This window comes from Actinophytocola algeriensis (assembly GCF_014203735.1).
In the GTDB taxonomy this organism is placed as follows: domain Bacteria; phylum Actinomycetota; class Actinomycetes; order Mycobacteriales; family Pseudonocardiaceae; genus Actinophytocola; species Actinophytocola algeriensis.
Genome location: NZ_JACHJQ010000002.1, coordinates 181,354 through 207,442, shown reverse-complemented (window position 1 = coordinate 207,442; position 26,089 = coordinate 181,354). Strand labels below are relative to the sequence as shown.

At 71.6% G+C, this 26,089-nt stretch carries 30 protein-coding genes; 15 read left to right on the top strand and 15 right to left on the bottom strand.

The window, feature by feature from the left end; genetic code table 11:
• Positions 1-52 precede the first annotated feature (52 nt).
• The 3 genes from FHR82_RS07250 to FHR82_RS07240 all read right to left on the bottom strand — a co-directional run bounded on the left by FHR82_RS07250 (position 53) and on the right by FHR82_RS07240 (position 2,042).
• The gene (locus FHR82_RS07250; RefSeq protein WP_221463546.1) at positions 53-1,120 is read right to left on the bottom strand and encodes an N-acetylmuramoyl-L-alanine amidase; all 1,068 of its coding nucleotides are present in this window, start codon (positions 1,118-1,120) and stop codon (positions 53-55) included.
• Positions 1,117-1,668: a hypothetical protein gene (locus FHR82_RS07245; protein WP_184809520.1), complete on the bottom strand. Its 552-nt coding sequence runs from the start codon at positions 1,666-1,668 to the stop codon at positions 1,117-1,119. The genes FHR82_RS07250 and FHR82_RS07245 overlap by 4 nt, the downstream gene beginning before the upstream one ends.
• A 176-nt stretch (positions 1,669-1,844) precedes the next feature.
• Positions 1,845-2,042 carry a ferredoxin gene (locus tag FHR82_RS07240; RefSeq protein WP_184809519.1) on the bottom strand — a complete coding sequence of 66 codons (198 nt, stop codon included), beginning with the start codon at positions 2,040-2,042 and terminating at the stop codon, positions 1,845-1,847.
• 125 nt (positions 2,043-2,167) lie between these two features.
• Between FHR82_RS07240 and FHR82_RS07235 the strand changes: the two genes are divergently transcribed.
• Both FHR82_RS07235 and FHR82_RS07230 read left to right on the top strand, forming a co-directional pair.
• Positions 2,168-3,277, top strand: coding sequence for an NAD(P)/FAD-dependent oxidoreductase (locus FHR82_RS07235; protein ID WP_184809518.1), 1,110 nt, complete (start codon positions 2,168-2,170; stop codon positions 3,275-3,277).
• A gap of 81 nt (positions 3,278-3,358) precedes the next feature.
• Positions 3,359-4,321, top strand: coding sequence for a ribose-phosphate diphosphokinase (locus FHR82_RS07230; RefSeq protein ID WP_184809517.1), 963 nt, complete (start codon positions 3,359-3,361; stop codon positions 4,319-4,321).
• Here the strand turns inward: FHR82_RS07230 and FHR82_RS07225 are convergent.
• Positions 4,293-4,772, bottom strand: a complete 480-nt coding sequence (locus FHR82_RS07225) for a hypothetical protein (RefSeq protein WP_184809516.1) — start codon at positions 4,770-4,772, stop codon at positions 4,293-4,295. The two genes, FHR82_RS07230 and FHR82_RS07225, sit on opposite strands and share 29 nt — an antisense overlap.
• A 137-nt stretch (positions 4,773-4,909) precedes the next feature.
• On the opposite strand from FHR82_RS07225, the gene FHR82_RS07220 reads away from it, so the two are divergent.
• Positions 4,910-5,077: a hydrophobic protein gene (locus FHR82_RS07220; protein WP_184809515.1), complete on the top strand. Its 168-nt coding sequence runs from the start codon at positions 4,910-4,912 to the stop codon at positions 5,075-5,077.
• A 117-nt stretch (positions 5,078-5,194) separates the two neighbouring features.
• Positions 5,195-5,851: an Rv3202a family protein gene (locus FHR82_RS07215; RefSeq protein ID WP_184809514.1), complete on the top strand. Its 657-nt coding sequence runs from the start codon at positions 5,195-5,197 to the stop codon at positions 5,849-5,851.
• Here the strand turns inward: FHR82_RS07215 and FHR82_RS07210 are convergent.
• The 4 genes from FHR82_RS07210 to FHR82_RS07195 form a co-directional block, all read right to left on the bottom strand.
• A complete protein-coding gene (locus FHR82_RS07210; protein WP_311770939.1) occupies positions 5,848-6,489 on the bottom strand; it encodes a DJ-1/PfpI family protein in 642 nt (213 codons plus the stop codon). The two genes, FHR82_RS07215 and FHR82_RS07210, sit on opposite strands and share 4 nt — an antisense overlap.
• 262 nt (positions 6,490-6,751) lie before the next feature.
• Positions 6,752-7,627, bottom strand: a complete 876-nt coding sequence (locus FHR82_RS07205; RefSeq protein WP_184809512.1) for a hydroxyquinol 1,2-dioxygenase — start codon at positions 7,625-7,627, stop codon at positions 6,752-6,754.
• Positions 7,624-8,661, bottom strand: coding sequence for a maleylacetate reductase (locus tag FHR82_RS07200; protein WP_184809511.1), 1,038 nt, complete (start codon positions 8,659-8,661; stop codon positions 7,624-7,626). Before FHR82_RS07200 ends, FHR82_RS07205 begins: the two co-directional genes overlap by 4 nt.
• Positions 8,662-8,713: 52 nt before the next feature.
• Positions 8,714-9,214, bottom strand: coding sequence for a MarR family winged helix-turn-helix transcriptional regulator (locus FHR82_RS07195; protein WP_311770938.1), 501 nt, complete (start codon positions 9,212-9,214; stop codon positions 8,714-8,716).
• Positions 9,215-9,253: 39 nt separating this feature from the next.
• Here FHR82_RS07195 and FHR82_RS07190 point away from each other — a divergent pair, with 39 nt between their 5' ends.
• Positions 9,254-10,114, top strand: a complete 861-nt coding sequence (locus tag FHR82_RS07190) for an EamA family transporter (protein WP_184809510.1) — start codon at positions 9,254-9,256, stop codon at positions 10,112-10,114.
• Here FHR82_RS07190 and FHR82_RS07185 read toward each other — a convergent pair.
• The 5 genes from FHR82_RS07185 to FHR82_RS07165 form a co-directional block, all read right to left on the bottom strand.
• Positions 10,099-10,611 carry a GNAT family N-acetyltransferase gene (locus tag FHR82_RS07185; protein WP_184809509.1) on the bottom strand — a complete coding sequence of 171 codons (513 nt, stop codon included), beginning with the start codon at positions 10,609-10,611 and terminating at the stop codon, positions 10,099-10,101. The genes FHR82_RS07190 and FHR82_RS07185 overlap by 16 nt on opposite strands.
• A gap of 52 nt (positions 10,612-10,663) precedes the next feature.
• Positions 10,664-11,665 (bottom strand): hemolysin family protein, encoded by a 1,002-nt coding sequence (locus FHR82_RS07180; RefSeq protein ID WP_221463545.1) that lies wholly within the window; start codon positions 11,663-11,665, stop codon positions 10,664-10,666.
• 5 nt (positions 11,666-11,670) lie between these two features.
• Positions 11,671-13,002: a hemolysin family protein gene (locus tag FHR82_RS07175; RefSeq protein WP_184809507.1), complete on the bottom strand. Its 1,332-nt coding sequence runs from the start codon at positions 13,000-13,002 to the stop codon at positions 11,671-11,673.
• 138 nt (positions 13,003-13,140) lie between these two features.
• On the bottom strand, positions 13,141-13,731 hold the full coding sequence (locus FHR82_RS07170) for an HAD family hydrolase (RefSeq protein ID WP_184809506.1): 591 nt from the start codon (positions 13,729-13,731) through the stop codon (positions 13,141-13,143).
• Entirely contained in the window at positions 13,728-14,303 is a 576-nt protein-coding gene (locus tag FHR82_RS07165; protein ID WP_184809505.1) for a TetR/AcrR family transcriptional regulator, read from the bottom strand. The genes FHR82_RS07170 and FHR82_RS07165 overlap by 4 nt, the downstream gene beginning before the upstream one ends.
• Between FHR82_RS07165 and FHR82_RS07160 the strand changes: the two genes are divergently transcribed.
• The 5 genes from FHR82_RS07160 (at position 14,242) to FHR82_RS07140 (ending at position 19,272) form a co-directional block, all read left to right on the top strand.
• Positions 14,242-14,817: a nuclear transport factor 2 family protein gene (locus FHR82_RS07160; protein ID WP_311770937.1), complete on the top strand. Its 576-nt coding sequence runs from the start codon at positions 14,242-14,244 to the stop codon at positions 14,815-14,817. The genes FHR82_RS07165 and FHR82_RS07160 overlap by 62 nt on opposite strands.
• Before the next feature lie 75 nt (positions 14,818-14,892).
• Positions 14,893-15,273: a thioredoxin family protein gene (locus FHR82_RS07155; protein WP_184809504.1), complete on the top strand. Its 381-nt coding sequence runs from the start codon at positions 14,893-14,895 to the stop codon at positions 15,271-15,273.
• A gap of 116 nt (positions 15,274-15,389) precedes the next feature.
• Positions 15,390-16,526: a hypothetical protein gene (locus FHR82_RS07150; protein ID WP_184809503.1), complete on the top strand. Its 1,137-nt coding sequence runs from the start codon at positions 15,390-15,392 to the stop codon at positions 16,524-16,526.
• A 176-nt stretch (positions 16,527-16,702) separates the two neighbouring features.
• The gene (locus tag FHR82_RS45725; protein ID WP_376706399.1) at positions 16,703-17,362 is read left to right on the top strand and encodes a class F sortase; all 660 of its coding nucleotides are present in this window, start codon (positions 16,703-16,705) and stop codon (positions 17,360-17,362) included.
• Positions 17,363-17,478: 116 nt separating this feature from the next.
• Positions 17,479-19,272 carry a pectate lyase-like domain-containing protein gene (locus FHR82_RS07140; RefSeq protein WP_221463543.1) on the top strand — a complete coding sequence of 598 codons (1,794 nt, stop codon included), beginning with the start codon at positions 17,479-17,481 and terminating at the stop codon, positions 19,270-19,272.
• 105 nt (positions 19,273-19,377) lie between these two features.
• On the opposite strand, the gene FHR82_RS07135 is transcribed toward FHR82_RS07140, so the two are convergent.
• Positions 19,378-20,001 (bottom strand): TetR/AcrR family transcriptional regulator, encoded by a 624-nt coding sequence (locus FHR82_RS07135; protein ID WP_184810388.1) that lies wholly within the window; start codon positions 19,999-20,001, stop codon positions 19,378-19,380.
• Between the two features lie 94 nt (positions 20,002-20,095).
• On the opposite strand from FHR82_RS07135, the gene FHR82_RS07130 reads away from it, so the two are divergent.
• The 4 genes from FHR82_RS07130 to FHR82_RS07115 are packed head-to-tail and all read left to right on the top strand — an operon-like array spanning position 20,096 to position 24,669.
• On the top strand, positions 20,096-21,436 hold the full coding sequence (locus FHR82_RS07130; RefSeq protein ID WP_184809501.1) for a cytochrome P450: 1,341 nt from the start codon (positions 20,096-20,098) through the stop codon (positions 21,434-21,436).
• On the top strand, positions 21,436-22,371 hold the full coding sequence (locus FHR82_RS07125; RefSeq protein ID WP_184810387.1) for an alpha/beta fold hydrolase: 936 nt from the start codon (positions 21,436-21,438) through the stop codon (positions 22,369-22,371). The genes FHR82_RS07130 and FHR82_RS07125 overlap by 1 nt, the downstream gene beginning before the upstream one ends.
• Entirely contained in the window at positions 22,346-23,203 is an 858-nt protein-coding gene (locus FHR82_RS07120; protein WP_184809500.1) for an SDR family NAD(P)-dependent oxidoreductase, read from the top strand. Before FHR82_RS07125 ends, FHR82_RS07120 begins: the two co-directional genes overlap by 26 nt.
• On the top strand, positions 23,200-24,669 hold the full coding sequence (locus FHR82_RS07115) for a flavin-containing monooxygenase (RefSeq protein ID WP_184809499.1): 1,470 nt from the start codon (positions 23,200-23,202) through the stop codon (positions 24,667-24,669). Before FHR82_RS07120 ends, FHR82_RS07115 begins: the two co-directional genes overlap by 4 nt.
• 94 nt (positions 24,670-24,763) lie before the next feature.
• Here FHR82_RS07115 and FHR82_RS07110 read toward each other — a convergent pair whose 3' ends face one another.
• Positions 24,764-25,510 carry an SDR family oxidoreductase gene (locus FHR82_RS07110; RefSeq protein WP_184809498.1) on the bottom strand — a complete coding sequence of 249 codons (747 nt, stop codon included), beginning with the start codon at positions 25,508-25,510 and terminating at the stop codon, positions 24,764-24,766.
• 58 nt (positions 25,511-25,568) lie between these two features.
• Here FHR82_RS07110 and FHR82_RS07105 point away from each other — a divergent pair, with 58 nt between their 5' ends.
• Positions 25,569-26,057 carry an RrF2 family transcriptional regulator gene (locus FHR82_RS07105; RefSeq protein WP_184809497.1) on the top strand — a complete coding sequence of 163 codons (489 nt, stop codon included), beginning with the start codon at positions 25,569-25,571 and terminating at the stop codon, positions 26,055-26,057.
• The last annotated feature ends 32 nt before the right edge of the window (positions 26,058-26,089 follow it).

Sequence of the window (26,089 nt, the reverse complement as noted above, 5' to 3'; positions counted from 1 at the left end):
GGTCGGCGCTTCGGGACCTGTCGCCGCTCGAAGGGCGCCTTCAGGACCTTGGTCAGGCGGTCACCAGGCTCATGTAGTAGTCCCAGTCCCAGTTGGGACCCGGGTCGGTGTGGTCGTTGCCGGGAACCTCGCTGTGGCCGACGATCACGTCGCGGGTCTTGGCGAGGCCGTACGTGTCGCACAGCCACGTCGTGACCGCGGCCGACGACCGGTACATGGCGTCGGTGAACCATGCCGGGTCGTCGACGAAGCCCTCGTGTTCGATGCCCAGGGAGCTGGGGTTCGCCGAGCGGGCGTGCCACGCGGTGTCGGCGTCGGCGACCATCTGGGTCACCTCGCCGTCCGCCGACCGGAGCACGTAGTGGGCGCTGACCTGTGCGTCCGGGTTCTGGAACCAGCTGATCGTGCCCGCGTACGAACCTTGCGTCACGTGGACGACCGTCGAGATCGACGCTGTGCGGCCCGGCGCGTAGTTCGCGGTGCTCGCCGGGTTCCAGATCGCGCCCGGGTAGTCCGGCGCCGCCGTCGTGCTCGTCGTCGCGAGGGTGCCTCGTTCCGGGGTGACCGACCTCGGGGCCACGGTGATTCGTTCACCGGTTGGTGCGACCGCCGACACGCCGGATTCGAGCAGGTCGTACACGGCGTCCGCGTACAGGCGCTTGGTCTGCGGCACGAACGCGCCGCCGTAGGCCGCCACCACCGGGTACCAGGCGTCGAGCCTGTCGCGGTCGGCCGTGCCGAGGCCGTGCTCGTCGGCCAGTGCGCGCCGCGCCGCCGCGCCGCCGCGGATGTTCGTCGTCACGTCGTTCTTCAGTGCGTTCGTCGACGCGCCGGTGACGGACGCCGCCTGTTCCAGTGTGTGGCGCGACGGGTTGCTCACCAGGTGCATGAGGCCGTAACCGTTGTCCTGGCTGGGTTTTCCGCCGTGCATGTCCAGCCGGGACTCGGCGTGCCCCACCGCGACGACCAGGTCGCGCGGCACGTCGAACTCCTGCGCGGCCGCGGCGAACGCGGCCGTCGCGGCCAGCCGATCCGCGGTCGCGGGCAGGCTGAACAGCGCGGTGGCGACCGCGCCCGCGAGTGCCGCGGTGGCGAGCCGGCGGGTCGTGGCGTTCCTCACCGGACCTCCTCCGCCCGGACCTCGGCGAGCATCTCCAGTGCTTTGCCTTCCGACTGGTCGTAGCGCTCCGGGCAGCACGACCGCTGCACGCTCTGCGCGAGCAGGCCCGCGGTGTAGTCCGGGTAGAGCGGCTCGTTGTGGATCGCCTGGGTGAAGAACTGCGTCGCCGCGTAGGTGACGTCCATGATCTGCTCCGGTGTGCCCCAGCCCTGGCTGGGCCGCTGCTGGAAGACGCCGAGCGAGTCCTGGTCACCGCACGGGAGGTTGTTCATGTGCGACTCGACCCAGCCTGCCTCGAAACCGGCCAGCATCACCTTGTCCGACGCGCCCAAGCTGACGCCGACGTCGTGGACGGTGGTGGTGACCGCGATGTCGCGGTCGGACGGGATCGAGTCGCAGTCCGCCGGGGCGACCGACAACGGGACGTGGTCGCCGGGTGCGGCAGCCGGGCTGGCGGACGCGACGCCGCCCAACGCGGTCATGGCGAGCGTGCAGGCGAGAGTGACGCCCGTCCTGCGCAGCAAGGCGCGCGTGTTCGTGACTGTCATACGTGGTGCCCCCGAGTTCGTGACGTACCTGGCAGGGTCGAACACGGACAGTGTCCGAATTGTTGCCAAGCGACCACTACCGACGAATGTCGGTGTGAAATTCACAGAACTAGTTTGGACGCACCAGTACGACAGAGCCGCCCGGCCGCCTCGTCGGCGTGACCGGGCGGCGCTGCTCAGCCCTCTTCGATCGAGATGGCCTGGCTGGGGCAGAGATCGACGGCTTCCCGGACGTTCTCGAGGGTGTCGCCCTCGGCCGTCTCGGTCAGGAGCACGACAGTGCCGTCCTCGTCGCTCTGGTCGAACACGGACGGCTCGGTGAGCGCGCACTGTCCGGCGCCCACACAGCGCGCGGTGTCCGTGACGATTCGCATGACTCCGTACCTCCAGTAACTCCCGGGAACAACGCCGACCCTATTCGGTGTGACTCGACTCCCACTCTCCCGGTGTCACGAATCCTCCGCGATTTCTGTCCACCTGGAGACGAAAGGGGAACGAGATGACTACTCGGATCGTGGTTCTCGGCGCCGGCTACTCGGGTCAGATGGCGGCCCGGCTGGTCGCGCGGGCGAAAGACGTGTCGGTGACGCTGGTGAACGAGCGGGACCGGTTCGTCGAGCGGGTGCGGCTCCACCAGCTCGCCGCCGGGGAGGACCTGCGGGCACACCCGCTCGCCGAGCTGCTGGCCGGGACCGGGGTGCGGCTGGTGGTCGACCGGGCCACCGCCATCGACCCCGATGGCAAGTCGGTCGTACTGGCCGGTGGGGACCGGCTGCCGTACGACACGCTCGTGTACGCGCTCGGCAGCCGCATGGACCTCACCGCGGTGCCCGGGGTCGCGGAGCACGCGCACACGGTGGCCGTCGCGGAGGAGGCCGAGCGGCTCCGGGCCCGGTTGACCGACGGTGACGTGGTCACGGTCGTCGGCGGCGGACTCACCGGCATCGAGGCCGCCACCGAGCTCGCCGAGCAGCGCCCGGCACTGAAGGTGCGCCTGGTGGCGGACGGCGCGCTGGGCGGTGCGCTGTCGGAGAAGGGGCGCGGGCACCTGCGCCGCGTGTTCACCCGGCTGGGCATCGAGGTGCGGGACGAGGCGCGGGTCGCCGAGGTGCGCGCCGACGGCGTGGTGCTGGCCGGGGGCGAGCACGTGCGGTCGGACGTGGTCGTGTGGACGACCGGCTTCACCGTGCCGTCGCTCGCCGCCGACGCGGGGTTCGCGGTCGACGGCCACGGCAGGATGGTCGTCGACGAGACCCTCCGGTCGACGTCCCACCCGGACACCTACGGCGTCGGTGACGCGGCGGCCGTGCGCATGCCGGGCGGGCAGGAACTGCGCATGGCGTGCGCCACCGGGCTGCCCGCCGCGCAGCAGGCGGTCCGCGCGCTGCTGGCCCGCCGCGACGGCAAGGACCCGAAGCCGTTCCGGTTCCGCTACGTGAACCAGTGCATCAGCCTCGGCCGCCGCGACGCGCTCGTGCAGTTCGTCGACAGGTACGACCGGCCGAAGGAGTCCGTCCTCACCGGACGCCTCGCCGCGCGGTACAAGGAGACCATCGTCCGCAGTGCCTACCAGGCGCAGCGCCACCCCTCCATCCCGACGAGCCTCTGACGGGCGTCCGGGGCCCGGTCCGGGCGTGCCAGTAGGCTTGGCGCGCCTGACCAGGCCAGACGGATGAAGGGGAGCGGGCACTTGCGGGAGATCGCGGTCTTCGGAGGCAGTGCCCATCCCGAGCTGGCGGCGGAGATCTGCGACCACCTCGAGGTGCCGCTGCGGCCGGTGCGGGTGAAGCGGTTCGCCAACGACTGCCTCGAGGTGCAGCTGCAGGCGAACTGCCGCGAGCGCGACGTGTTCCTGATCCAGCCGCTCGTCACGCCGGTGCAGGAGAACCTCGTCGAGCTGCTGCTGATGCTGGACGCGGCCCGTGGCGCGTCGGCGGCCCGCACGACCGTCGTCCTGCCGCACTACGCGTACGCGCGATCGGACAAGAAGGACGCACCGCGCATCTCGATCGGCGGCAGGCTCGTGGCCGACCTGCTCGTCGCGGCCGGTGCGAGCCGGGTGCTCGCGATGACGCTGCACTCGCCGCAGGTGCACGGGTTCTTCAGCGTGCCGGTCGACCACCTGCACGCGCTGCGGGAACTCGCGACCTACTTCCGCCGCTACGACCTGTCGAACACCATCGTCGTCTCACCGGATCTGGGGAACGCCAAGGAAGCGTCGCACTTCGCGCGGTTGCTCGGCGTGCCGGTCGCCGCGGGCGCGAAGCAGCGGTTCACCGACGACCGCGTGGAGATCACGTCGATCATCGGTGACGTGGCCGGCCGGGACGTGATCGTGCTCGACGACGAGATCGCCAGGGGCAGCACGGTGGTCGAGCTGCTGTCGAAGCTGCGTGAGCACGGCGTGGCGTCGATCCGGGTCGCGTGCACCCATGGCCTGTTCGCGTCGGGAGCGCTCGGCCGCATCGGCGGTCAGGCAGACGTCACCGAGATCGTCTGCACCAACACGGTGCCGATCGCCGAGCGCTCCGACAAGTTGACGGTGCTGTCCGTGGCGCCCGCCCTGGCCGAGGCCATGCGGCGGATACACAACGGTGAGTCCGTCAGCGCGTTGTTCGACGCGCCTAGTGCGGGTACTGCTGCTGCCGGTTGACGACCGCGGTCGCGCTTTCCCCGGTGTAGGCGGGGCTTTCAGTGGGCTCCGGCACGTGCGTGCCCTGTGCGCGCAGCGCCGCCTCGTTCGCCTTGCGCCGTGCGTCCCGCTCGGCGCTGGTGTATTCCTCGTACTCCTCGCGGTCCCGGATCCGCCCCAGGGCGGACACCGCGATCCAGTGGGCGATCCCGAGCACGATCAGGATGATCCCCAGTCGCACCACGATTCCCTGCGCGTCGTAGTCGCCGACGTCGATCACCGAGATCAACGCGAGCACTCCCAGCGTGCCGAGGTGGAACAGCACCGACACGAGCTTCGTCAGTGACTCGGCGGGGGCGTTGGGCGTGGCCTGTTGCAGGAACCGACGGCCATTGCGGTAGATGATCTGTCCGTCGATCAGGACCAGCACGGTGCCGATGACGAGGAACGCCACATAGCTGCTGGTGTCCATGGCTTGCACCTCTCGTTCCGGTGTACGGAATGCGAGTACCCAGCGTCGCGGACCGGAAACCGGCTGAATGGCCCGTTTACCAGGCGATCGGCCGGGTAGCTCCAGAGGCGGGGCAACAACACGGAAAGGCGCGTTCCATGCTTCCACTGATTCTGGTGCTGTTATTGGTTCTCGTGCTGTTCGGGTTCGGGTTCGCGGTCAAGGCGCTGTGGATCGTCGCGGGCGTGTTGCTCGTTCTGTGGCTGCTGGGCTTCGTCCTCCGCCGTCCGGTCGGCGGGGGCACTGGACGCTGGTACCGCTGGTAGCGGTCCGGTGTACTGCCGTGGCGGCCGGGGTCCCCCGGCCGCCACCGGCATGTTTGGGCGCGGTTCCACCCGGGCATTCCCCGTCCGGCACCACGCCGAGCACCGAGGGAGAGATCGATGCGCAGCGAGGACCCAGAAGCGCAGGCCACCGCCCACCAGCTGGTGCACTGCGTACTTGACGCCGACCAGATCGGGCTGACCGAGACACTGGAGACGGTGGCCGCCCACCCGGCGGCCGACCTGCGCGGCTACGTGCGCGAGATCGTCGCCGAGCTGATCAACGTGGCGACGACGGCGGTGCGGGAGAGCGCGGGGCCGCTGCGGGACCGCGCCGCGTTCGCGATCGACCTGCGCGACGACGGGAACGACCAGGTCGGCATCGACGACCTGGAACCGCCGGTGCGCGCGACCATCCGGGCCATGCTCGCCGACCTGAACGACAGCCCGGAGGACGCGTCGTTCCAGCTGGACCTCGCCGTGCGCGGGGTCGGGGAGAGCACGGGGCTGGAGACGGGGCTCGACACTGTCCGCCGCGCGCTGACGATGACGATCGGACTGCTCCACTGGAGCGAGCAGACAGAGCCATTGGAGGCCGTCATGTACCCGGAGCCCACGGCGGACGAAGCCGACCTGCTGGAACAGCAACTCGCCGTCACCGACGACCAGGACACCGACGAGGACACCGCCGGCGTGGAGCCGGTCGGCGAGGCCAACCCCGCCGACGTGCAGGAACAGCACCGGGCGGTCCCCGACAACGACGACGAGTCCCGCTAACGCCACACGACGCCGCGGCGCTCGTGCTCGAGGACGCCCTCGACGCCGGTCGCCATGTCCGGCCCGAACTCCCGCTCCACCAACCACAACGCCTGGTCGATGCCGGAGGTGACTCCGCCCGCGGTGACCACCGTGCCCGCGTCGACGACACGGGCCTTCTTGATGATGCCGCCTTCCGACTCCAGGCGTTCCTTCGCGAGCGTGTGCGTGGTGCAGGGCCGGTCCCTGGTGAGCCCGGCCGCCGACATCAGCATCACGCCGACGCACACGCCGGCGATGATCCGCCTGCCGTCGTGCGCGTCCGCGATCGCCCTGGGCAGCACACCGCGCGCGATCTCGACGTGCGTACCCGGCGCCGCCGGATCCCGCCACCCACCACCGGGTACGACGACGAGGTCCGCGTCCTGCGCGCGCCACCGGTGCTCGACGACCATCTTCGCGCCGCGGTTCATGGTGATCACCCTCGGCTCGTCGACGGTCACGTACTTCACGTCGATCTTCGCGTCGAAGTACACCCGCGCGATGTCGAACACCTCGGCGGGCCCGATCGAGTCGACCTCCTCGACGCCGTCGTACATGAGGATCCGCACCCGTAAGGTGCCCGGCCTGCTGTGTGCGGCCGCCTGCGCGGCGGCCACGGTAGACGGTCCAACAAGCCCGGCCACCGCGACAGCGGTAGCGGCCCCCATCGTGGAACGAAGCAGATCGCGGCGGTTCATTTCCTTACCTCGCAGGGGATTTCGGCGACTGGACCGAATTCCACACTAACCAGCGAAGTGGTGACCACCGCTCGAACGTGGAAACCACACGGGTGATTGGTGAGGAATTCCCACGGAAGTCAGGAGCTTCAGGGGTTCAGCCGCCCATTTGGTGGTGCCGCTGGTGTTTCCCGCCGCACGGTCAGGCGAGTGGTGCCAGCACGATGTCGAACCGGACCCTCGACCACGTGCGGCCGCCGACGTCGCGGCCGTCCGGGGTCGGGGTGCCCGCCGCCTCCCGGGTGAAGTCCTTCACCAGTGACGGCGTGACGCCGAACACCGAGTCCCGGTCGAGGTACTCGTCGCCACGGACGAAGATGTGGGTCACCAGGGTTCGTCTGCCGTCCGCGCGGACCATGAAGTGCAGGTGGGCCGCCCGCATCGGGGAGCGGCCCGCCGCCGCCAGGAGGCTGCCGACCGGGCCGTCGTGGGGGATCGGGTACGGGGTCGGGGTCAGGGCCCAGAAGCGGTAGCCACCGGCGGCATCCGTGCGCAGGTGGCCTCGGGCCGCCACCCGGTCGTCGTCGTACTGGACGTCGTAGTAGCCGTCCTCGTCCGCCTCCCACACCTCGATCAGCGCGTCCGGCACCGGGTTGCCGTCGGTGTCGGTGACCGTGCCCGCCACCCAGCACGGCTCGCCCGGTCCGCCGCCCGCCAGGTCGCCGCCCAGCTCGATCTTCGGGGAGCCCGCCACGAAGAACGGCCCGAACACCGTGGCCTCGGTGGCGTTCGCGTGGGCCTCGTCGTTGATCGCGACCGTCTGCATCGAGGCGCCCAGTACGTCCGACAGCAGGATGAACTCCTGGCGCCGGTCGTCGGTGAGGTGACCCGTCTCGGTGAGGAACGTGATCGCCGACCGCCACTCGTCCTCGGTCAGCCGGACCTCGCGCAGGAACGCGTGCAGGTGCCTCGTGAGTGCCTGCAGCACGGTGCGCAGCCGGGGGTCGGCCGCGTCGTCGAACGACGCGACCACCTCGTTGGTCAGCCGTTGTTCGCGGTCGTCCTGTGCCCCGCTCATCGGCCCTCCCAGGCGGCGTGCAGTAGCGCGGTCATGTCCTCGGCCGTCACCGGCCGTGGGTTGCCCGGCGGGACCGCGGGCAGGATCGCCTCGACCGCCGACGGGAGGTCGGACTCGTCGAAACCGAGTTCCCGCAAGGCTTTCGGTGCCTCCAGCGAGTCCAGCAGGATCGGGAGAGAACCACCCAGCGCGTCGGTGATCCGGCGGTACACCGCCGGTGCCGCGGGGCCGTTGAACTCCAGCACGTGTGGCAGCACCACCGCGTGGGTCTGTGCGTGCGGGAGCCCGAACATCCCGCCCAGGACGTGGCAGATCTTGTGGTGCAGTCCGGCACCGGCGGACGCGAACGCCACCGCGGCCAGGTACGCCGCGTACAGCGTGTGCTCGCGGCCTTCGCGCCCGCCCGGGTCCGCGACGACCATCGGCAGGCCGGTCCGCAGCGCGCGGATGCCCTCGACGGCGAGTGCCTGGTCGACCGGGTCCGTGCGCGGTGCCCACATCGAGTCGACGCAGTGTGCGAGCGCGTTCACCCCGGACGCCACGCTCAGCGGTACCGGCAGCGACGTGGTCAGCTCGGCGTCGTAGACGATCGCCCTCGGCAGTACGCGCGGGTCGGTGCCGGTCGTCTTGCGTGCGTCCTCGGTCAGGCCCCACATGTCGGTGGCCTCCGACCCGGCGTACGTGGTCGGGACCGCCACCACCGGCAGCCCGCTGGTCAGCGCCACCGCCTTCGCGAGCCCGGTCGCCGACCCGCCGCCGATGCTGACGAGCGCGTCGGCGCCGTGGCCGGCGGCCGCCTGCCGGGCTCGGTCCGCGACCTCGACGGGCACGTGCATGGCGACGTCGTCGTGGAGCAGCGCGACCGGCAACCCCTCGGTGATCCGGTCGGCCGCCGCCTTCGCGGACGCGGTGGTGATCACCATGACCCGCGCCGCGCCGAGCAGTGCGACCTCCTCCGCCAGCGCGGTGGCCGCCTCGCCGGAGCCGAACCGCACCCGCTGGGGGCGGGTCTCGTGGACGAACCGGATGCTCATCGGCCCAGTATCGCCGTGCCGGTCGTGCACGCGACCACGACGGCCTCGTGGTTCAGTCGTGGGGCGTCTCGAACCGGGCCAGCCACGTGGTCAGCAGGGCTTCGAGCGCCGCCGCGTCCTCGGGGGCCAGCTCGTCGAGGAGCCTGCGCTCGTTGTGCATGTGCTCGGTGAACGCCGCGTCGATCAGCTCCCGGCCGGCGGCGGTCAGCGCGACGACCCGGCCGCGGCCGTCGGCGGTGCTGCGCCTGCGGGTGACCAGTCCGTCGCGTTCGAGCCGGTCGATCCGCTTGGTCATCGCACCGGTCGTGACCATCGTGAACTGGGCCAGCTCGCCGGGCGCCCGCTCGTACGGCGGCCCGGCGCGGCGCAGCGTCGCGAGCACGTCGAAGTCGCCCTCGCCGAGGCCGAACCGCCGGTACACCACCAGGAGCTGCTCGGTGAGGTGACCGGCGAGCCGGTGCAGGCGGCCGATCACGCCCTGCGGGCCGACGTCGAGGTCGGGGCGTTCGCGGGCCCATTCGGCCTGGATGCGGGCGACGTGGTCGGGCGGCACGGGGTCACTATACCTTCCCGGGAAGATATAGTGGCTTCCATGGAAGCTACTTTGCGGTGGGCGCTGGTCACCGCCATCGCGCCGGTCGCCTGGGGCTCCAACTACTACGTCACGCACGAGTTCCTGCCCGCGGACTCGCCGCTGTACGGCGGACTGCTGCGGGCGCTGCCCGCCGGGCTCGTGCTGCTCGCGGTCCGCGGGCGGCTGCCCCGCGGCGCGTGGTGGTGGCGCGCGCCGGTGCTCGGCACGCTGAACGTGGGCGCGTTCTTCGTGCTGATCTACGTGGCCGCGCAGCTGCTGCCGACGAGCGTCGCGGCGACGGTCATGGCGACCTCACCGGTCGTGATGATGCTGTTCGCGTGGCTGCTGCTGGCGTCCCCGCCGAGGTCCCGGCACCTCCTCGGCGCGGCGGTCGGCATCGCGGGTGTCGTGCTGATGTTGTTCACCGGCGCGGTCGCGGCCGACGCACGCGGCGTGCTGGCGTCGGTCGCGGCGATGGTCATGTCGTCGTGCGGGTACGTGCTGACGAAGAAGTGGGGCGACGGCGTCGACGTGCTGTCGCTGACGTCGTGGCAGCTCGTCGCGGGCGGGCTCGTGCTGCTGCCGGTCGCGGTGCTGGTGGAGGGCTCGCCGCCGGTGCTCGACGGTCCGGCGGTGCTGGGGTTCGGCTACGTGGCGGTGGTCGCCACCGCCCTCGCCTTCGCGGCGTGGTTCGCGGGACTGCGCCACCTCGACGCGGGCACGGTCGGTCTCGTCGGGCTGCTCAACCCGGTGACCGGCGTGCTGCTCGGCACCGCGGTCGCCGGGGAGGTGCTGAGCCTGCGGCAGGTGTGCGGGCTGCTGCTGGTACTGGTGGGCATCGCACTGGGCAGGCCGGTGCGGGCTCAGGCCAGGGTGTAGAGCCAGTCGAGGCCGTCCTGACCGTGTTCGTCGAGGTGTTCCGCGCGGGTCAGCCCGGCGCGGACCGCCACCCGCTGCGACGCGGTGTTCGCGGGCCGGACCCGCGCCACGACGGTCTCGCCGAGCGGGGCCGCCCACCGCACGACCTCGGTGGCCGCCTCGCTCGCGATGCCGTCGCCCCAGCAGGCCGGGTCGAAGCGGTAGAACAGGTTGAGGACGGGCTCGCCGTGCAGCGCCATGCGCTTGAGGCCGCAGAACCCGAGCACCGGGAGCGTGCCGCGCCTGCGGACGACCCAGTAGCCGAACCCGAAGCGCCGCCAGTGGTCCTGCCACCGGCCGACCAGCTCCTCGGCCTCGGCCGGTGTCGTCAGCGCGTCGGCCGGGTTGTGGGCACAGGCGCGCGGGTCGGAATGCACGGCGAGCACAGCTGCCGCGTCGCCGCTTTCCGGGCGCCGCAAGGACAACCGGGTGGTCACCAGTTCGTCGGGGGTGGTCATCGCAGCGTCGTGAGCGCGACCGGCGCCATCGCTTCACCCTCCTCGTCGGCGGTCAGGTGGTCGGCAGCAGGAGCTGGTCGAGCAGGTCCTGCAACGTGACCAGCCCGATCAGCTCCCCGTCCTCCTCGACCAGTGCGAGGTGGTTGCGGGACTCGCGCATGGTGCTGAGCGCCGCGTAGATCGGGGTGTCGGCGGTCAGGGTCCTGACCGGGCGCATGAGGTCCGCCGCGGTGGTGCTTTCCTGCCGGGTCACGGCATCCCGGACGTGGACCACGCCCAGCGGGCGCCCGTGTGCGCGCACGACGAGCCGGAGGTGTCCGGTCTCGTGCGCCACGCGGGCGATGTCGGCGGGGCCCGCGTCCGGGGAGACCTCGGCCAGCTCGGTGATCGGCCGCCGGATCGTCCTCAGTGGACGGACGTTGACCTCCAGTGCCGCCGCGAGGCGTTCGTGGCGGGCCGGGTCCAGCACACCCGCTCGCGCGGAGTGGTCGAGCAGCTGGCGCAGGTCGTCCGGGCCGCGGCCCTCGGACATCTCGTCCACCGCCTCCACCCCGAAGCGGTGCAGGCACCAGTTCGCGGCGCCGTTGAGAGCCACCAGGATCGGGCGGGTCAGCCACATGAACCCGCGCATGGGGATCGCGAGCAGTGTCGCCGACCGTTCCGGGTGCGCGATGGCCCACGACTTGGGCGCCATCTCGCCGACCACCAGGTGCACGAAGGTGACCACGATCAGCGAGAGCACGAACGCGAGCACGTCCGCCGTCACCTCGGGCAGGCCCCACCCGGTGATCAGCGGCGTCATCATGTGGTGCACGGCGGGTTTGGTGATCGCGCCGAGCGCCAGCGTGCACAGCGTGATGCCGAGTTGCGACCCGGCCAGCAGCAGCGACAGGTCACGGGCACTGGCGAGCGCGGCCCGTGCGGCGTAGCTCTTCTCCGCCGCCTCCTCGAGGCGGTGGCGCCGGGCGGCGACGAGCGCGAACTCGATCGCGACGAAGAACGCGCTCAGCGCGACGATCCCCGCCGAGACGGCCAGGGCGACCCAGGTGCTCATACCACTCATCGGCCTGCCTCCACGAGCGTGATCGACACCGTGTGCGGCACGCGGCGCGTGATCTGCTCGACGGTGACCGTGATCGTGGGCCGCGCGGTGCCCGCCGGTTTCGGCAGGGTGATCTCGACGGTGTCACCCGGGTCGGGAAGTCGTTGCAGCTCCGACATGACCAGACCGGCGAGCGTCTCGTAGTCGCCCTCCGGGAGGTCGTGGCCGATCAGGCGTTCCACCTCGTCGAGGTGGGTGGCCCCGGGCAGCGTCCAGGTCCCGTCGTGGAGGACGGGCGGGTGCGTGCCCTCGGTGTCGTGTTCGTCGGCGATCTCCCCGACCAGTTCCTCCGCGATGTCCTCGACCGTGATCACCCCGGCGAGGCCGCCGTACTCGTCGACCACGCACGCGAACTGGTCGTCCGTGTCCCGCAGCCGGGCGAGGACCGCGGGCAGTGGCAGTGACTCCGGCACCATGACCGCGGGCCGGGCCACGTCGCGGACCGGGGTGGCGCGGTCGGTGTGCGCGAGCAGGTCGCGCAGGCTCGCGATGCCGACCACGTCGTCCACGTCCGTACCGAGCACCGGGAGCCGCGAGTGGGACGCGGCCATCACCTCGATCGCCTCCGACACCGGCGCACCACCTCTGACCGTGGTGACCGACGGGCGGGGGATCATCGCGTGCTCCGCGGTCCGCTCGTGCAGGTCCAGCGTGCGGTCGAGCAGCGTGGACAGCTCAGCCGGCAGGTCGCCGCTGTCGCGGGAGGCGGCGACGATGTGCTCGAGGTCGCGTGCGGTCGCGGCGTGCTCGACGTCGTGCACCGGCTCGATCCGCACCGCCTTGAGCAGCAGGTTCGACGCGTGGTCGAACAGCCGGATGAGCCACCCGAACACCGAGAGGTACAGCGCGGTCGACCACGCGAGCCGCCGCGCCACCGGTTCTGGCCGGGCGATCGCGAGGTTCTTCGGGAACAGCTCGCCGAACACCATCTGCACGACGGTGGAGAACAACAGGGCGAACACCGTGCCCATGGCGACGCCGACCGCGGTCGGCACCCCGGCGCCCCCCAGCAGTTCGCCGATGCCCGCGCCGATCAGTGGCTCGGCGACGTAACCGACGAGCAGGCCGGTCACGGTGATGCCGAGCTGGGCGCCGGACAGCATGAAGGAGGTGCGACGGGTGATGCCCAGGGCGCGTTCCGCGCCCGCGTCACCCGTGGCGGCCTTGGCCTTGAGCCGCGCGCGGTCCACGGCCATGTAGCCGAACTCCTGCGCGACGAAGTAGCCGGTGAGGACAGTGAGGGCGAACACGACGGCCATGCCGGCGAGGATCGTGAGCACGGTGATCATCGCGGTGACTCACCGGCGGGCGGGCTCGTCATGGTGCGGCGTCCGGTGTGGACGCCGGTACTTCGGGACGGGTCCATGGTCCTCTCGTGCTCGTCGGCGCGGTCAACCGGAGAACGGTGACACGGGCACAGGAGTTCCTCAACTCGGAAATTTCTTCCGCACCAGCGGCCGGACGTCCACAACGGACAGCCCGGCGGCACTGGCGGCCGCGAGCCCGATCGCGGTGTCCTCGTAGGCCACGCAGCGGACGGGGTCGAGGCCGAGCAGCGCCGCGGCGCGCAGGTAGCAGTCGGGGGCGGGTTTGCCGCGGGCCACGTCGTCGCGGGTGACGATCGCGTCGAACACGCCTGCCAGCCCGATCGCGGCGACCACGGCCGCGGCGACGGGTCCGGTGCTGCCTGTCGCCAGTGCCAGCGGCACCCGCCCGTGCGCCCGCCGGAGGATGCCGACGACCGGAGCTATCGGCCGGACGTCACCCGCCATGGCGATGAGTTGCCGGTCGCACTCGGCGACGAGGTCGGCGTCGGTGATCGTGTCGTCCAGGTCGCCGTTCCCGCGCATGGTCCGGACGCGGTCCGCGAACGCCATCCCGTTCAACGCCATGGCGTCACCGGTGGGCGTGATGCCGAACGCCGCGATCGTCCCGTCGAGCGCGGCCCGGCCGATCACGGCGGTGTCGGCGAGTGTGCCGTCGAGGTCGAAGACCAGTCCGTCCGGATCGTGGGTCATCGCGGGGCGAGGCCGTCGAAGACGATGGCGAGCATGCGGGCGCGGACTTCCGCGTCGACGTGTGGTTGTGAGGCGGCGCGGGAGGTGGCGACCAGCAGGGCGTAGACCTCGGGCAGTTCGGCGTCGTCGCGGACGGCGCCCGCCTCCTGGGCGCGCCGCAGCAGGGCGCCGAAGGCGCGCCGCAGCCCGAGGGACGCCGTGGCGGCGTCGCCGTCCGTGTCGCCGGTGAGGTCGTGCAGTGCCTCGCCGATGGCGATCTTGGTCGCCGCGTCGGCGACCAGGTGGCTGAAGAAGTCGAAGAAGGCCGCGCCCGCGTCCGCGCTGCCGAGCAGCCCTTCCGCGTGCTCGCGCAGCCGGTCGAACCGCCGCACCAGAACCGCTTCGACCAGTGCCGCCTTGGTGGGGAAGTGGCGGAACACCGTGGCGATGCCGACCTCCGCCAGCCGCGCCACCTCCTCGGTCGACGCCGACCGGCCGCCCTTGCCGAAGACCTCCTCGGCGACGTCGAGGATGCGTCCGCGGTTGTGCCGCGCGTCGACGCGCTGGGGGCGCCCGCTCGCTGAGGTGCTCATCGCTCCGTTGACATCCGAAGTCATGACTCCATATATTCGGAGTCCGGACTTCGGATCCTACAGGAGGTCCCGGTGGGTAGCAGCCCGCGAGACGTCATCCTCGCACTCGTGCACGGTGTCGCCGACGGGCGCGCTGGGAGGAACTGCCCGGCCTGTACGCGGAACAGACCGACGTCGTGCACCGTTCGACCCGCTCCGCGGTCCCGCCCTGCGCAGCCGCGACGAGGTGCGCGCGCACTTCCGGCCGACCGGCGAGGGGCCGCGGCTGGACCGCACTGTCGAGGACATCACCGTCCACGAGACCACCGATCCCGAGGTGATCGTCGCCGAGTTCTCCTACCTGGGAACGGTCGTCGAGACGGGGGAGTCGTTCACGCAGCCCGCCATCTTCGTGCTCCACGTGCGCGACGGGGAGATCGTCCGCTCCCGCGACTACTTCGACCACGTCACCGGCGCCGCGATCCGCGGCAGGCTCGACGACCTGGTGGCGGCGGTCAACGCCCGCAGGCCCTGAACTCCGCCCCCGACCCGGCCGGTGGGAATGAACGGATGCCGCCGCGCGCTGCACTGACAACACGAAGGAGGAACTGTGGCGACGATCGAACTGACGAAGGACAACTTCGGCGAGGCCGTGAGCGGGCCGGGGACTTTGCTCGTGGACTTCTGGGCCGCCTGGTGCGGGCCGTGCCGCCAGTTCGCGCCGGTGTTCGAGGACGCCGCCGAGAACAACCCCGACCTCACGTTCGGCAAGGTCGACACCGAGGCCCAGGTCGAGCTGGCACAGGCGTTCGGCATCTCGTCGATCCCCACGCTGATGGTGGTCCGCGAGGGTGTCGTCGTGTACGCCCAGCCCGGTGCGTTGCCCGCGCCCGCGCTCGCCGACCTGATCGGCAAGGTGCGCGAACTCGACATGGACGAGGTGCGCGCGAAGGTCGCCGCGGCCGAAAAGGGCACCGAGGGCACCGCCTGACGCCCGTTTCCGTCGCTCTGCGTGATGCGAGCGGGCGGGCGTTGGTATGGCCAGGTGATCGCGGCCCCTCTGGTGGCGGATTGTCGGCGTAGGGGTCGGTCCAGAAAGCTTTCCACGTGCCTGTGCTCATCGGGAAGCAGCCATCGTCCGTCCGCCGGATCACCGTGGGGCTGGCGGTCGCCGCCGTGGTCGCAGGCGTTTCCCTCGCCGGCGCGCCGACCGCGGCCGCGGCGGTGCAGCGGGGGGTCGGCCACGAGACCACACCCGCTCAGCCGTACCAGGGCAACCCCGACCCGGCCGACTGGCTCGGGTCCTATGTGGTCGGTGGGAAACAGGTGTGGTGCGTGCAGTTCGCGCACCTCGCACCGGACAGCGACGAGCAGTACCAGCCCGGTGCGACGCTGAAGACCAAGTGGGGAACGGACCTCCCGCCCAACGTCGCGTCGGACATCTCGTACCTGTTGCTGCGCTACGCGGGCACCGACAGCGCGGACGAGGCGGCCGCGCTCGCGCACCTGCTGCACACCTGGACCGCGGGCCCGCAGAACCCGGCGCAGCTCGACCCGGCCAACGACTTCCGGCACATCGCCTACGACGCGCCGTTCCACCTGTCGAAGCTCCCCTCGGGCGCGCAGGCGGCGGTGCAGGCGCTGCAGGCCGACGCCGCCGTGAACCGCGGCCCGTGGACGGCCACGGTCGCCGCGCCAGACGGCGCGCAGACGATCGGCGTCGCCGCCGACTGGACGATCACGATCACCAACGCGGGTGGCACCCGCGTCCCGGACGTGCCGGTGACGATCGCGGCCGCCGACGCCACGTTCACCGACGCCGACGGCAAGCAGGTGTCGAGCGGGACGGTGACCACCACCGAGGATCCGCTCACCCTGTCGGTCACCCCGACCGGCGCGGCCCCCGGCATCGACATCACGCTGGCCGGCCCGGCCGAGGTGCCGGTGGTCCAGCAGGCGATCGAGGTCGACACGCAGCGCATCGTCAGCACCGGCGGTGAGAAGGAGCTGACCGCGTCGGCGGAGACCACCGCGAGCCCCCCGCCGACGACCACCACGACCACCCCGCAGCTGCCGAGCACCATCCCGGCCGGTGACACCCCGGGCGGGCCGGTCGCCAACGCGGCGGTCACCCAGCAGATGACGAGCGGCGGCTGGATCGCACTGATCGCGGTGATCATCGCGGCGACGCTGTTGACCGTCCACCTGGCCCGCCGCCGCGCAACGGGCGACCACCGGGGCTGACCGTGGCAGGGCATCGCGGCGACCACCCACCGGATCCCGCGTCACTGGACGCGGCGAGCCGTGCGGTCCTGCGTGCCGACCACCTCTGGCAGGGCACGCCTCCCGAGACGAAACCGGCCTGGGCCGACGAAGGTGCTGCCGCCTGGGACCACTGGACCCGGGAGAAGGCGCGCCCGGTGGCCATCCCGGTGGCCGTGGTCGCGGTGGTCGTCGCCGCCGTGGCGGCTGCTCTCACCACCGCGCCGGGGCCCGTCACCGGGACGCCCGTCGCCGTCGCCGCGGAACGGCCCGTGCGCAAGGTGTTCGTGCCGGCCGCGCCACCGGCCGCCATGCCGGCCGAGCCGTCGGCGAAGGCGCCGCCGCCGCCTCCCGCGCCGGAACCGCCCCCGCCACCACAAGCCCAGGCGCCCGGCACCGTCCGGCTCGCACGGGGTGGTACCGCCACGCTGGTCCGCAAGGAGGTCGTCGGCGGGGTGCTGCCGGTGCCCGACGGCGTCCGCGAGGCCACCTGGTGGGGTGCCCCGTTCGACGGCGCGCAGGGCGCCACCGTGCTCGCCGGTCACGTGAACTGGAAGGGCGCCACCGGCCCGTTCTCCGAGCTGTGGGAGGCCCGGCTCGGTGACCAGGTCACCGTCGTCGGCGCGGACGGTGCCACCTTCCGCTACCGGGTCCGCCAGCTGGTCACCGTCCACAAGGACGAGCTGCCCGGCCGCGCGCAGGAACTGTTCGGGCAGGACGGTGCGCACCGGCTCGTGCTCGTCACCTGCGGCGGCCGCTGGGTCGGCGGCCACGACGGTTACGAGGAGAACCGGGTCGTCGTCGCCGAACCGTTCTAGCGCTCGGGGCTTCCGCCGAGGCGCTTCATGGAGTACAACGTGAGAGCGCTTCCACGGCTAGCAGGAAGAAAAGTATGAACAGACAAAGATGTCAGGCAGTCACCCTTGTACTGGCGATGACCGCCATGCTCACCGGCACGGCGGGCGCGTCCCCTTCGGAAGGCGGGCACGGGCACGGACCGGGGGGCCTCGGCCCGAACGTCACGGTCTTCGACCCGAGCACGCCGGTCGAGCAGATCCAGGCGGTCCTCGACGCGACACACGCCGCGCAGGTCGACGCCGAGATGGGCACCGCCCGGCAGGCGTTCCTCTTCAAGCCGGGCACCTACGGCACCGCCGAGAAACCGCTGCAGATCAAGGTCGGGTACTACACCGAGATCGCGGGTCTGGGCGCGTCACCGACCGACGTCGTGATCAACGGCAAGGTCGAGGTCTACAACCGGTGCCTCGCCGACGGCGGCACGGGCAACTGCCTCGCGCTGGTCAACTTCTGGCGCACGCTGTCGAACCTGACCATCGACATCGACGCGGCCGGGCAGGACGGCTGCCGCGCGTCCGCGAACTTCTGGGCCGTGTCACAGGCCGTGTCGTTGCGGCGCATGAACATCACCGGCGGCGGCCTGTCGCTGATGGACTACTGCACCGCGGGCCCGCAGTACGCGTCCGGCGGCTTCATCGCCGACTCCCGCCTCCCCGCCACCACCAACGGCTCCCAGCAGCAGTGGCTCACCCGCGACAGCGAGGTCGAGAGCTGGTCCAACGCGGTGTGGAACCAGGTCTTCTCCGGGGTCGTCGGTGCCCCGGCGGACGACACGTTCCCGGCGCCGCCGTACACCACGCTCGACACCACGCCGCTGAGCAGGGAGAAGCCGTACCTGTACGTCGACTCGCGCGGCCGCTACCAGGTCCGCGTCCCGTCGGCGAAGCAGAACACGCGCGGCGTCTCGTGGGCGAACGGCATCACGCCGGGCCGCACCCTGCCGCTGACGGACTTCTTCGTCGCCACGCCCGCCGACTCCGAGCGCGAGATCAACTCCCAGCTCGCCCGGGGCAAGCACCTGCTGCTGACGCCGGGTGTGTACGACATCGACCGCACCATCGAGGTCAAGCGTCCCGACACGGTCGTCCTCGGGCTCGGTCACGCCACGCTCACCGCCGTCGGCGGGGTGGTCCCGATCGAGGTCGCCGACGTGCCGGGCGCGATCATCGCCGGGGTCACGATCGACGCCGGGCTGAAGGAGTCGCCGGCCCTGTTGCGGGTGGGCAAGAAGCACGGCCACGGCCACAGCACACCGCGCAACCCGGCCACGTTGTCCGACGTGTACTTCCGCGTCGGCGGCCCGCACGTCGGCAAGACCCACATCGCGCTGGAGGTCAACAGCGACAACGTGCTCATCGACCACGCGTGGGTCTGGCGCGGTGACCACGGCGTCGAGGGCTTCACCGACACCGAGCGGTGGCGGACCAACACCGGCCGGTACGGCGGCGTGATCAACGGCGACCACGTGACCGCGACCGGCCTGTTCGTCGAGCACTTCCAGCGGTACAACACCGTCTGGAACGGCGAGCACGGCACCACGGTCCTGTACCAGAACGAGCTGCCCTACGACCCGCCGACGCAGGCGGACTGGATGAACGGTGACGTCGAGGGCTACGCCGGGTACAAGGTCGGCGACCGGGTGCGCAACCACACCCTGTACGGCGGGGGCGTGTACGTGTTCAACCAGAACAACCCTGCCATCCACACGGAGAACGGTTTCGAGGTCCCGCGGCGGCCGGGCGTGCGGCTGCACCACATCATGACCGTGAACCTGAACGCGGGCACGATCGACCACGTGGTCAACGGCGTCGGAGAGGCGGCGGACACGACGAAGGTCGGCGTGCCGGTCTACGTCACCGAGTACCCGTAGCACCGTGCGCGCCACCAAGGGCGCCGTTCCGCGTGTACCGCTTCGCCACGGCGGGCCCGGCCTCCGCGCCGGGCCCGCCGTGCGCGGGTCCGATGGGGACGCGGACTAACTCTCCGCCGGTGGCGGGCCCAGCAGGGCGATCGACGCGCGGACGGCGACCTCGGTGAGGTCGCTGACCCGGCCGCCGTTCTCGACGGTCGTCGCGATCAGTTCCCGCAAACCGCCCAGGAGCATGAGTGCCAGCTGTTCCGACACCGGTTCGGTGCGGACCGCGTGCCACTGCTCGGTGTCGCACAGGGTCTGGATCATCGTGACGAACGCGGACATCACGTCCCGTTGCAGGTCGCGGGCCGCGGCGCCGAGGGACGGGACGTCGCGGATCCAGCTCAGCGTGATCGCGGGCTGGGACTCGGCGCACGCGATCCACGCCACGACCGCCTGCCGCACCTGCACCGCCCACCGTGCCCGCTGGTCCACCGCGGCCGAGATCCGGCGGATCATCTCGGTGTTGGCGTCGGTCAGCAGCGCGACGAAGCACGCTTCCTTGCTGTCGAAGTGCTCGTAGAACGTGCGGCGGGACGTGCGTGCCCCGCGCACGATGTCGGCGACCGTGGTGTTGCGGTAGCCGTCGGCCTCGATCGCCGCCGCGAGCCCGTCGAGCAGCCGCTGCCGGAACCCGCCTGGTTCGGCGTACGCGGCGGCCCCGGTCGGGCTCTGCTGGGTCGTCACCGGTGTCACGCTACTGCCTCCTTGGCTTGTGCTCGATGGTACGCGGGCGTACCGTCGGCTTGGTACGGTCGCGTACCACAGCGAGGGGACGACGATGACGCAGGCCTTGCCGCCCGGCCCGGCCAAACCACGCTTCGTGCAGGGCGCCTACGCGCTGGCGATGCCGATGCGCGGGCTGCCCAGGCTGCGGGCGCGCTACGGGAACGCGTTCACGGTCAACGTGCCGATCTTCGGCCGTGCCGTGGTGATCAGCGATCCCGCCGAGATCAAGCAGCTGTTCCAGACCGACACCGCGCTCGCGGACAACATCGAGCCGAACCTCGGGCGCGTGCTCGGGTCCCGGTCGCTGTTCGCGCTGCGCGGGGAGGAGCACAAGCGGCAGCGCAAGCTGCTCGTGCCGCCCTTCCACGGGCGCAGGCTGCTCGCCTACGAGCGGATCGTCGAGGACGAGACGGTCCGCGAGATGGCCTCGTGGCCGCTCGGCAGGCCGTTCCCGGTGCTCCCGTCCGCCATGCGGATCACCCTGAACGCGATCCTGCGCGCGGTCTTCGGCGCCGAGGGCAAGGAGTTCGACGAGCTGCGCGAGCTGCTGCCGAAGATGGTGACACTCGGGTCCCGGCTCGCCGCCGCGCCGATCCCGCGATTCGGCGGCAAGGTCGGCCCGTGGGCCCGGTTCTTCGCGATGCGCCGCGAGTACGACCTGGCCATCGACCGGCTCGTCGCGAAGACGCGGCGGACGGGTGACCTCGACCAGCGCGACGACGTGCTGGCGATGATGCTGCAGAGCCGCTACGACGACGGCACCGAGATGAGCGGGCAGGACATCGCCGACCAGCTGCTGACCCTGCTCGCCGCCGGGCACGAGACGACCGCGACGACGCTCGCGTGGGCGGTGGAGCGGCTGCGCCGCCACCCCGACGTGCTGGCCGGTCTGGTCGACGAGGTCGACGCGGGCGGGAAACGGCTGCGCGAAGCCACGATCATCGAGGTGCAGCGCACCCGGCCGGTGATCGACATGGTGGGCAGGACGGTCCGGGCCGAGTCCCTGGAACTCGGCCGCTGGCGGGTGCCGAAGGGGTACTCGATCCTCGTCAGCATCGGGCTGATCCACGACGACGACGCGGTCTTCCCGGACGCGGCGCGGTTCGACCCGGCACGGTTCACCGGCTCGCGGCCGGACCTGTACGAGTGGATCCCGTTCGGCGGCGGCACCCGGCGCTGCCTCGGCGCGGCGTTCGCGAACATGGAGATGAGCGTCGTGGTGCGCACGATGCTGCGAGACATGACGCTCGAACCGACGACGGAGCCCGCGGAGCGCTGGCACTCGCGAGGGATCGCCAACGCGCCGGGCAAAGGCGGGCTCGCGGTCGTGCACCGCAGGACCGCTCCGTCGCCGGAGTCCGAGGAAACCACGTCGACGGGAGCGCATACGTGATGGGGGAAGCCTGCGGAGCGAACCACCAGGACGAGCAGGTCGTCGCTGTCGGGCGAGGGATTTCCCTCGCCTACGAGGAGATCGGGGCCGAGGACGGGGAGCCGCTCCTGCTGGTCGCCGGGCTGGGGCAGCAGCTGCACAGCTGGCCGGACGCGTTCTGCGAGGTACTGGCCGAGCGCGGCTACCGCGTGGTGCGGTTCGACAACCGCGACGTCGGCCGGTCCACGCACGAGGACTTCCGGCCCGCGAAGTTCGCGTCGATGCTCGTTGGCCGGTTCCCCGTCGGGCAGTACGACCTCGTCGACCTGGCCGAGGACACGGTCGGGCTGCTCGACGCGCTCGGCATCGAGAGCACACACGTCGTCGGCGTGTCGATGGGCGGCATGATCGCGCAGACCGTCGCGGCACGGCACCCGGACCGCGTGCGGACCCTGACGTCGATCATGTCGACGACCGGCGCGCGCCGGATCGGGCGCCCGGCACTGTCGACGCTGCGCCTGATGGGTGCCGCGCCGCCGAAGACCCGCGAGGCGGCGATCCAGCGCGCGCTCATGATGTTCCGGCACATCGGCTCGCACGGGTTCCCCATGGACGAGGAGTGGGTGAGTGCGCGGGCAGGCCGCGGCTGGGACCGCGACCCGTCGTCCGCGGGGACCGGGCGGCAGCTCGGCGCGATCATGAAGTCCGGCGACCGCACCCCGTCGCTGCGGTCGGTGGCCGCGCCGACGCTCGTGATCCACGGCGACCGGGACCGGATGGTCCACCCGACCGGCGGCGCGGCCACGGTCCGAGCGATCACCGGCGCCCGGCTGGAGACCATCACCGGCATGGGCCACGACCTGCCGAAGGCCGCGTGGCCCAGGCTGCTCGACCTCATCGACGACCACGCACGCGTGACGAGGAGCGCCGATGCCCGCGACACCACAGCGTCCTAGGCTCACCGGCCGTCCCGTCATGATCACCGGCGCCGCGTCCGGCATCGGCCGCGCGCTCGCCGTCCGCCTCGCGCGGGCCGGGTCGCCGGTCGCGATCGCCGACAACGACGAGGCCGGGCTGAAGGACACCGCCGCGTCGCTGTCCGGGCGGGTGCTGACCCGCGTGCTCGACGTGCGGGACGCGGCCGACCAGCTGCGGTTCGCCGACGAGGTGCGGGACTGGCTGCCCGCGCCGCTCGCAGGCGTGTTCAACAACGCCGGGGTCGCGGTGACCTCGTCGGTCCTCGACGCCGACGTCGAGGACGACCAGTGGCTGCACGACATCAACTTCCACGGTGTCGTCAACGGCACGCGGGCGTTCCTGCCGATCCTCGTCGAGCAGGGCTCCGGTGCCATCGTGAACACGTCCAGCGTGTTCGGGCTCGCCGGGATGCCGTTCCAGAGCGCGTACTGCGCGGCGAAGTTCGCCGTCCGCGGCTTCACCGAGTCGCTGCGGCACGAGCTGCGCGGCACCGGCGTGCGCGCGGTCACCGTGCACCCGGGCGGGATCACCACGAACATCGCCCGCAACGCCCGGGTCCGCAGGGACCCCGAGGGGCGCGGCCGGACCAAGGAGCAGATGGCCGCGCAGTTCGAGGCGATCACCATGACCTCGCCCGACAAGGCGGCCGCGGTCATCCACTCCGGCGTGGAGAAGGGGAAGGCGCGGATCCTCGTCGGCCCCGACGCCTACGTGTTCGACGCGCTGACGCGGATCACGCCGACGCACTACTACTCGGTGCTCGCGCGCGTGCAGTCGCGGTTGCGGGCCAGGGCGGCGGAGAAGGCATGAGCACGCCTGACGTGGACGTGCTGATCGTCGGTGCCGGGCTGTCCGGCATCGGCGCCGCGCACCACCTGCGGACCGCGTTCCCCGGCCGGACCTACACGATCCTCGAGGCCCGCGACGCGATCGGCGGCACGTGGGACCTGTTCCGGTACCCGGGTGTCCGGTCCGACTCGGACATGCACACGCTGGGCTACCGGTTCAGGCCGTGGACGCAGCCGAAGGCCATCGCGGACGGTCCGTCGATCCTCGCGTACGTGCGGGACACCGCGGCGGACGCGGGCATCGACCGCCACGTCCGCTTCGGCCACCGCGTGGTGCGCGCCTCGTGGTCCACAGCGGACGCACAGTGGACGGTCGAGGCGCGGCACGACGGCTCGCCGGTGACCCTGACGGCTCGGTTCCTGTACGTGTGCAGCGGCTACTACGACTACGACGGCGGCCACACGCCGGACTTCCCCGGTGTGGAACGGTTCCGTGGCACGGTCGTGCACCCGCAGCGGTGGCCGGCGGACCTCGACCACGCCGGGAAGAACGTGGTCGTGGTCGGCAGCGGCGCGACCGCGGTGACGCTCGTGCCCGCGATGGCCGAGGACGCGGCGCACGTGACGATGCTGCAGCGGTCGCCGAGCTACATCATGACGCTGCCGTCGGAGGACCGGCTGGCGAACACGGCGAAGCGGGTGCTCGGCGTGCGGCGCGGCTATTTTCTCGCCCGCTGGAAGAACGTGCTGGTGGGGACGTTCATCTACCAGCTGTCGCGGCGCCGCCCCCGGGTGGTGCGGAACCTGATCCGCAAGCTGGCGATCAGGCAGCTGCCACCGGGGTACGACGTGGACACGCACTTCAAGCCGAGGTACCAGCCGTGGGACCAACGGCTGTGCCTGGTGCCGGACGGCGATCTGTTCGCGGCGATCCGCTCGGGCCGCGCGTCGGTGGTGACGGACCGGATCGCGGAGTTCACCGAGTCGGGCCTGCGGCTCGAGTCCGGGGCCACGGTGCCCGCGGACGTCGTCGTGACCGCGACCGGGTTGCGGCTGCTGGCGTTCGGCGGCATGGAGCTGATCGTCGACGGCCGCGCGGTCGAGCTGCCGAAGACCATGGCGTACAAGGGAATGATGCTGTCGGACGTGCCGAACTTCGCGTTCACCATCGGGTACACGAACGCGTCGTGGACGTTGAAGGCCGACCTCGTCAGCGAGTACGTGGTGCGGTTGCTGCGGCACATGGACGACGGCGGGTACGACGTGGCGGTGCCCGTCAACGACGACCCGGCGGTGACCGAACGCCCGCTGCTCGACTTCGACGCGGGCTATGTGCTGCGGTCCATCGACGAGTTCCCCAGGGCCGGGTCCCGGGCGCCGTGGCAGCTCGGCATGAGCTATGCGCACGACGTCGTGAACCTGCGCCACGGCAAGATGAACGACGGCGCGATGCGGTTCACGCGGCGTACCGTGCCCGCGGTGCGGTGAAGGGCCGGGCGCGCCCGGCGCGGTCCTGGCTCTGAAGACCACGCCGGGCGTGCGTGACGCGACCGGCCGGTGCTGACCTCGATGGGGTGATGCGTCAGCCGGCCTCCTTCGCGAGCCACTCGTCGAAGGTGGTGGGCGCGAGGCGCGCGTTCTCGCCGGGCAGCAGCACGTCGCCTGCCATCTGCGTCCCGAACACCCCGGACCAGGTCGGCACGAGCTTCACCGTGCGACCGCGTGCCTGGTGGGTGCGGCGGGCCATGTCGACGAGGTCCTGCGGCTCGGGCCCCGCGACGTCCGCGTACCGCCCGTGCGGTTCGCCGGCCGCCAGCTCCGCGAGCACGTCGGCGACGTCGTCGGGTGCGATCGGCTGCACGAGCAGGGGAGCGATGGAGGCGACGCCGTCCTGTTCGGTCCAGCTCGCGACCATCTCGGCGAAGTCGTGGAACTGCGTGGCCGGGACGATCGTCCACGGCACCGGGCCCTCGGCGATGAGGCGCTCCTGCTCGCGTTTCCCGGCGTAGTGCGCGTTGCCCTCGACGCCGTCGATGCCGACGATCGAGAGCAGGACGTGGTGCCGCACCCCCGCGCGTGCCTCCGCCGCGAGCAGGTTCGCGGTGGCCGTGCCGAGGTAGGTCACGGTGCCGTCCCGGTCACCGGCAGGCGCGTTCGTGGCGTCGACGACGGCCTCGACCCCGGCGAGCGCGTCGTCGAGGCCCGCGCCGGTGAGCAGGTCGACGCCGAGCGAACGGCTGATCCGCACGACCTCGTGCCCGCGTCCCTCGAGGACGGCGACGGTACGTGCCCCGATGTTCCCGGTCGCGCCCGCGACTGCGATCCGCATGGTTCCTCCTGTATTTCGGACTAAGTAGATCCGTAATATCTACGATAGTATCGCGGTCGTGAAGCTGCCGGTGAGCACGGAGTGGGTTCTGCACTGCGCCACGACGCTGGCGCAGCTGGAGCCGGGCGCCACCGCGTCGGCGGCCCAGCTGGCGGAGTACTACGACCTGCCCGCGCCCTACCTGGCGAAACAGCTGCAGGCGTTGGTCCGGGCCGGCGTGCTGGCGGCGGCGACGGGTCCGCGAGGCGGCTTCCGTCTCGCCCGCCCGGCCGCGGAGATCACACTGCTGGCGGTCGTCGAGGCGGTCGACGGCGGCACGAACCCCTACGAGTGCCGCGAGATCCGGCAGCGCGGCGCGGGTGCGCTGCCGCGGGAGGAGTGCCGGAACACGTGTGTCCTCGCGCGCAAGATGGTCGACGCCCACGAGGCGTGGCGCCGCTCCCTGGCCGAGGACACCCTGGCCGACATCATCGCGAGCCTGCCACCGGACGTCCCCGCCAGGACCCGCGCCCGCATGGCCACAACCTCGCGTGGCCCGCGCTCCTGACCCGCGAGGCGACGAACGGGTTGGATTCGCGC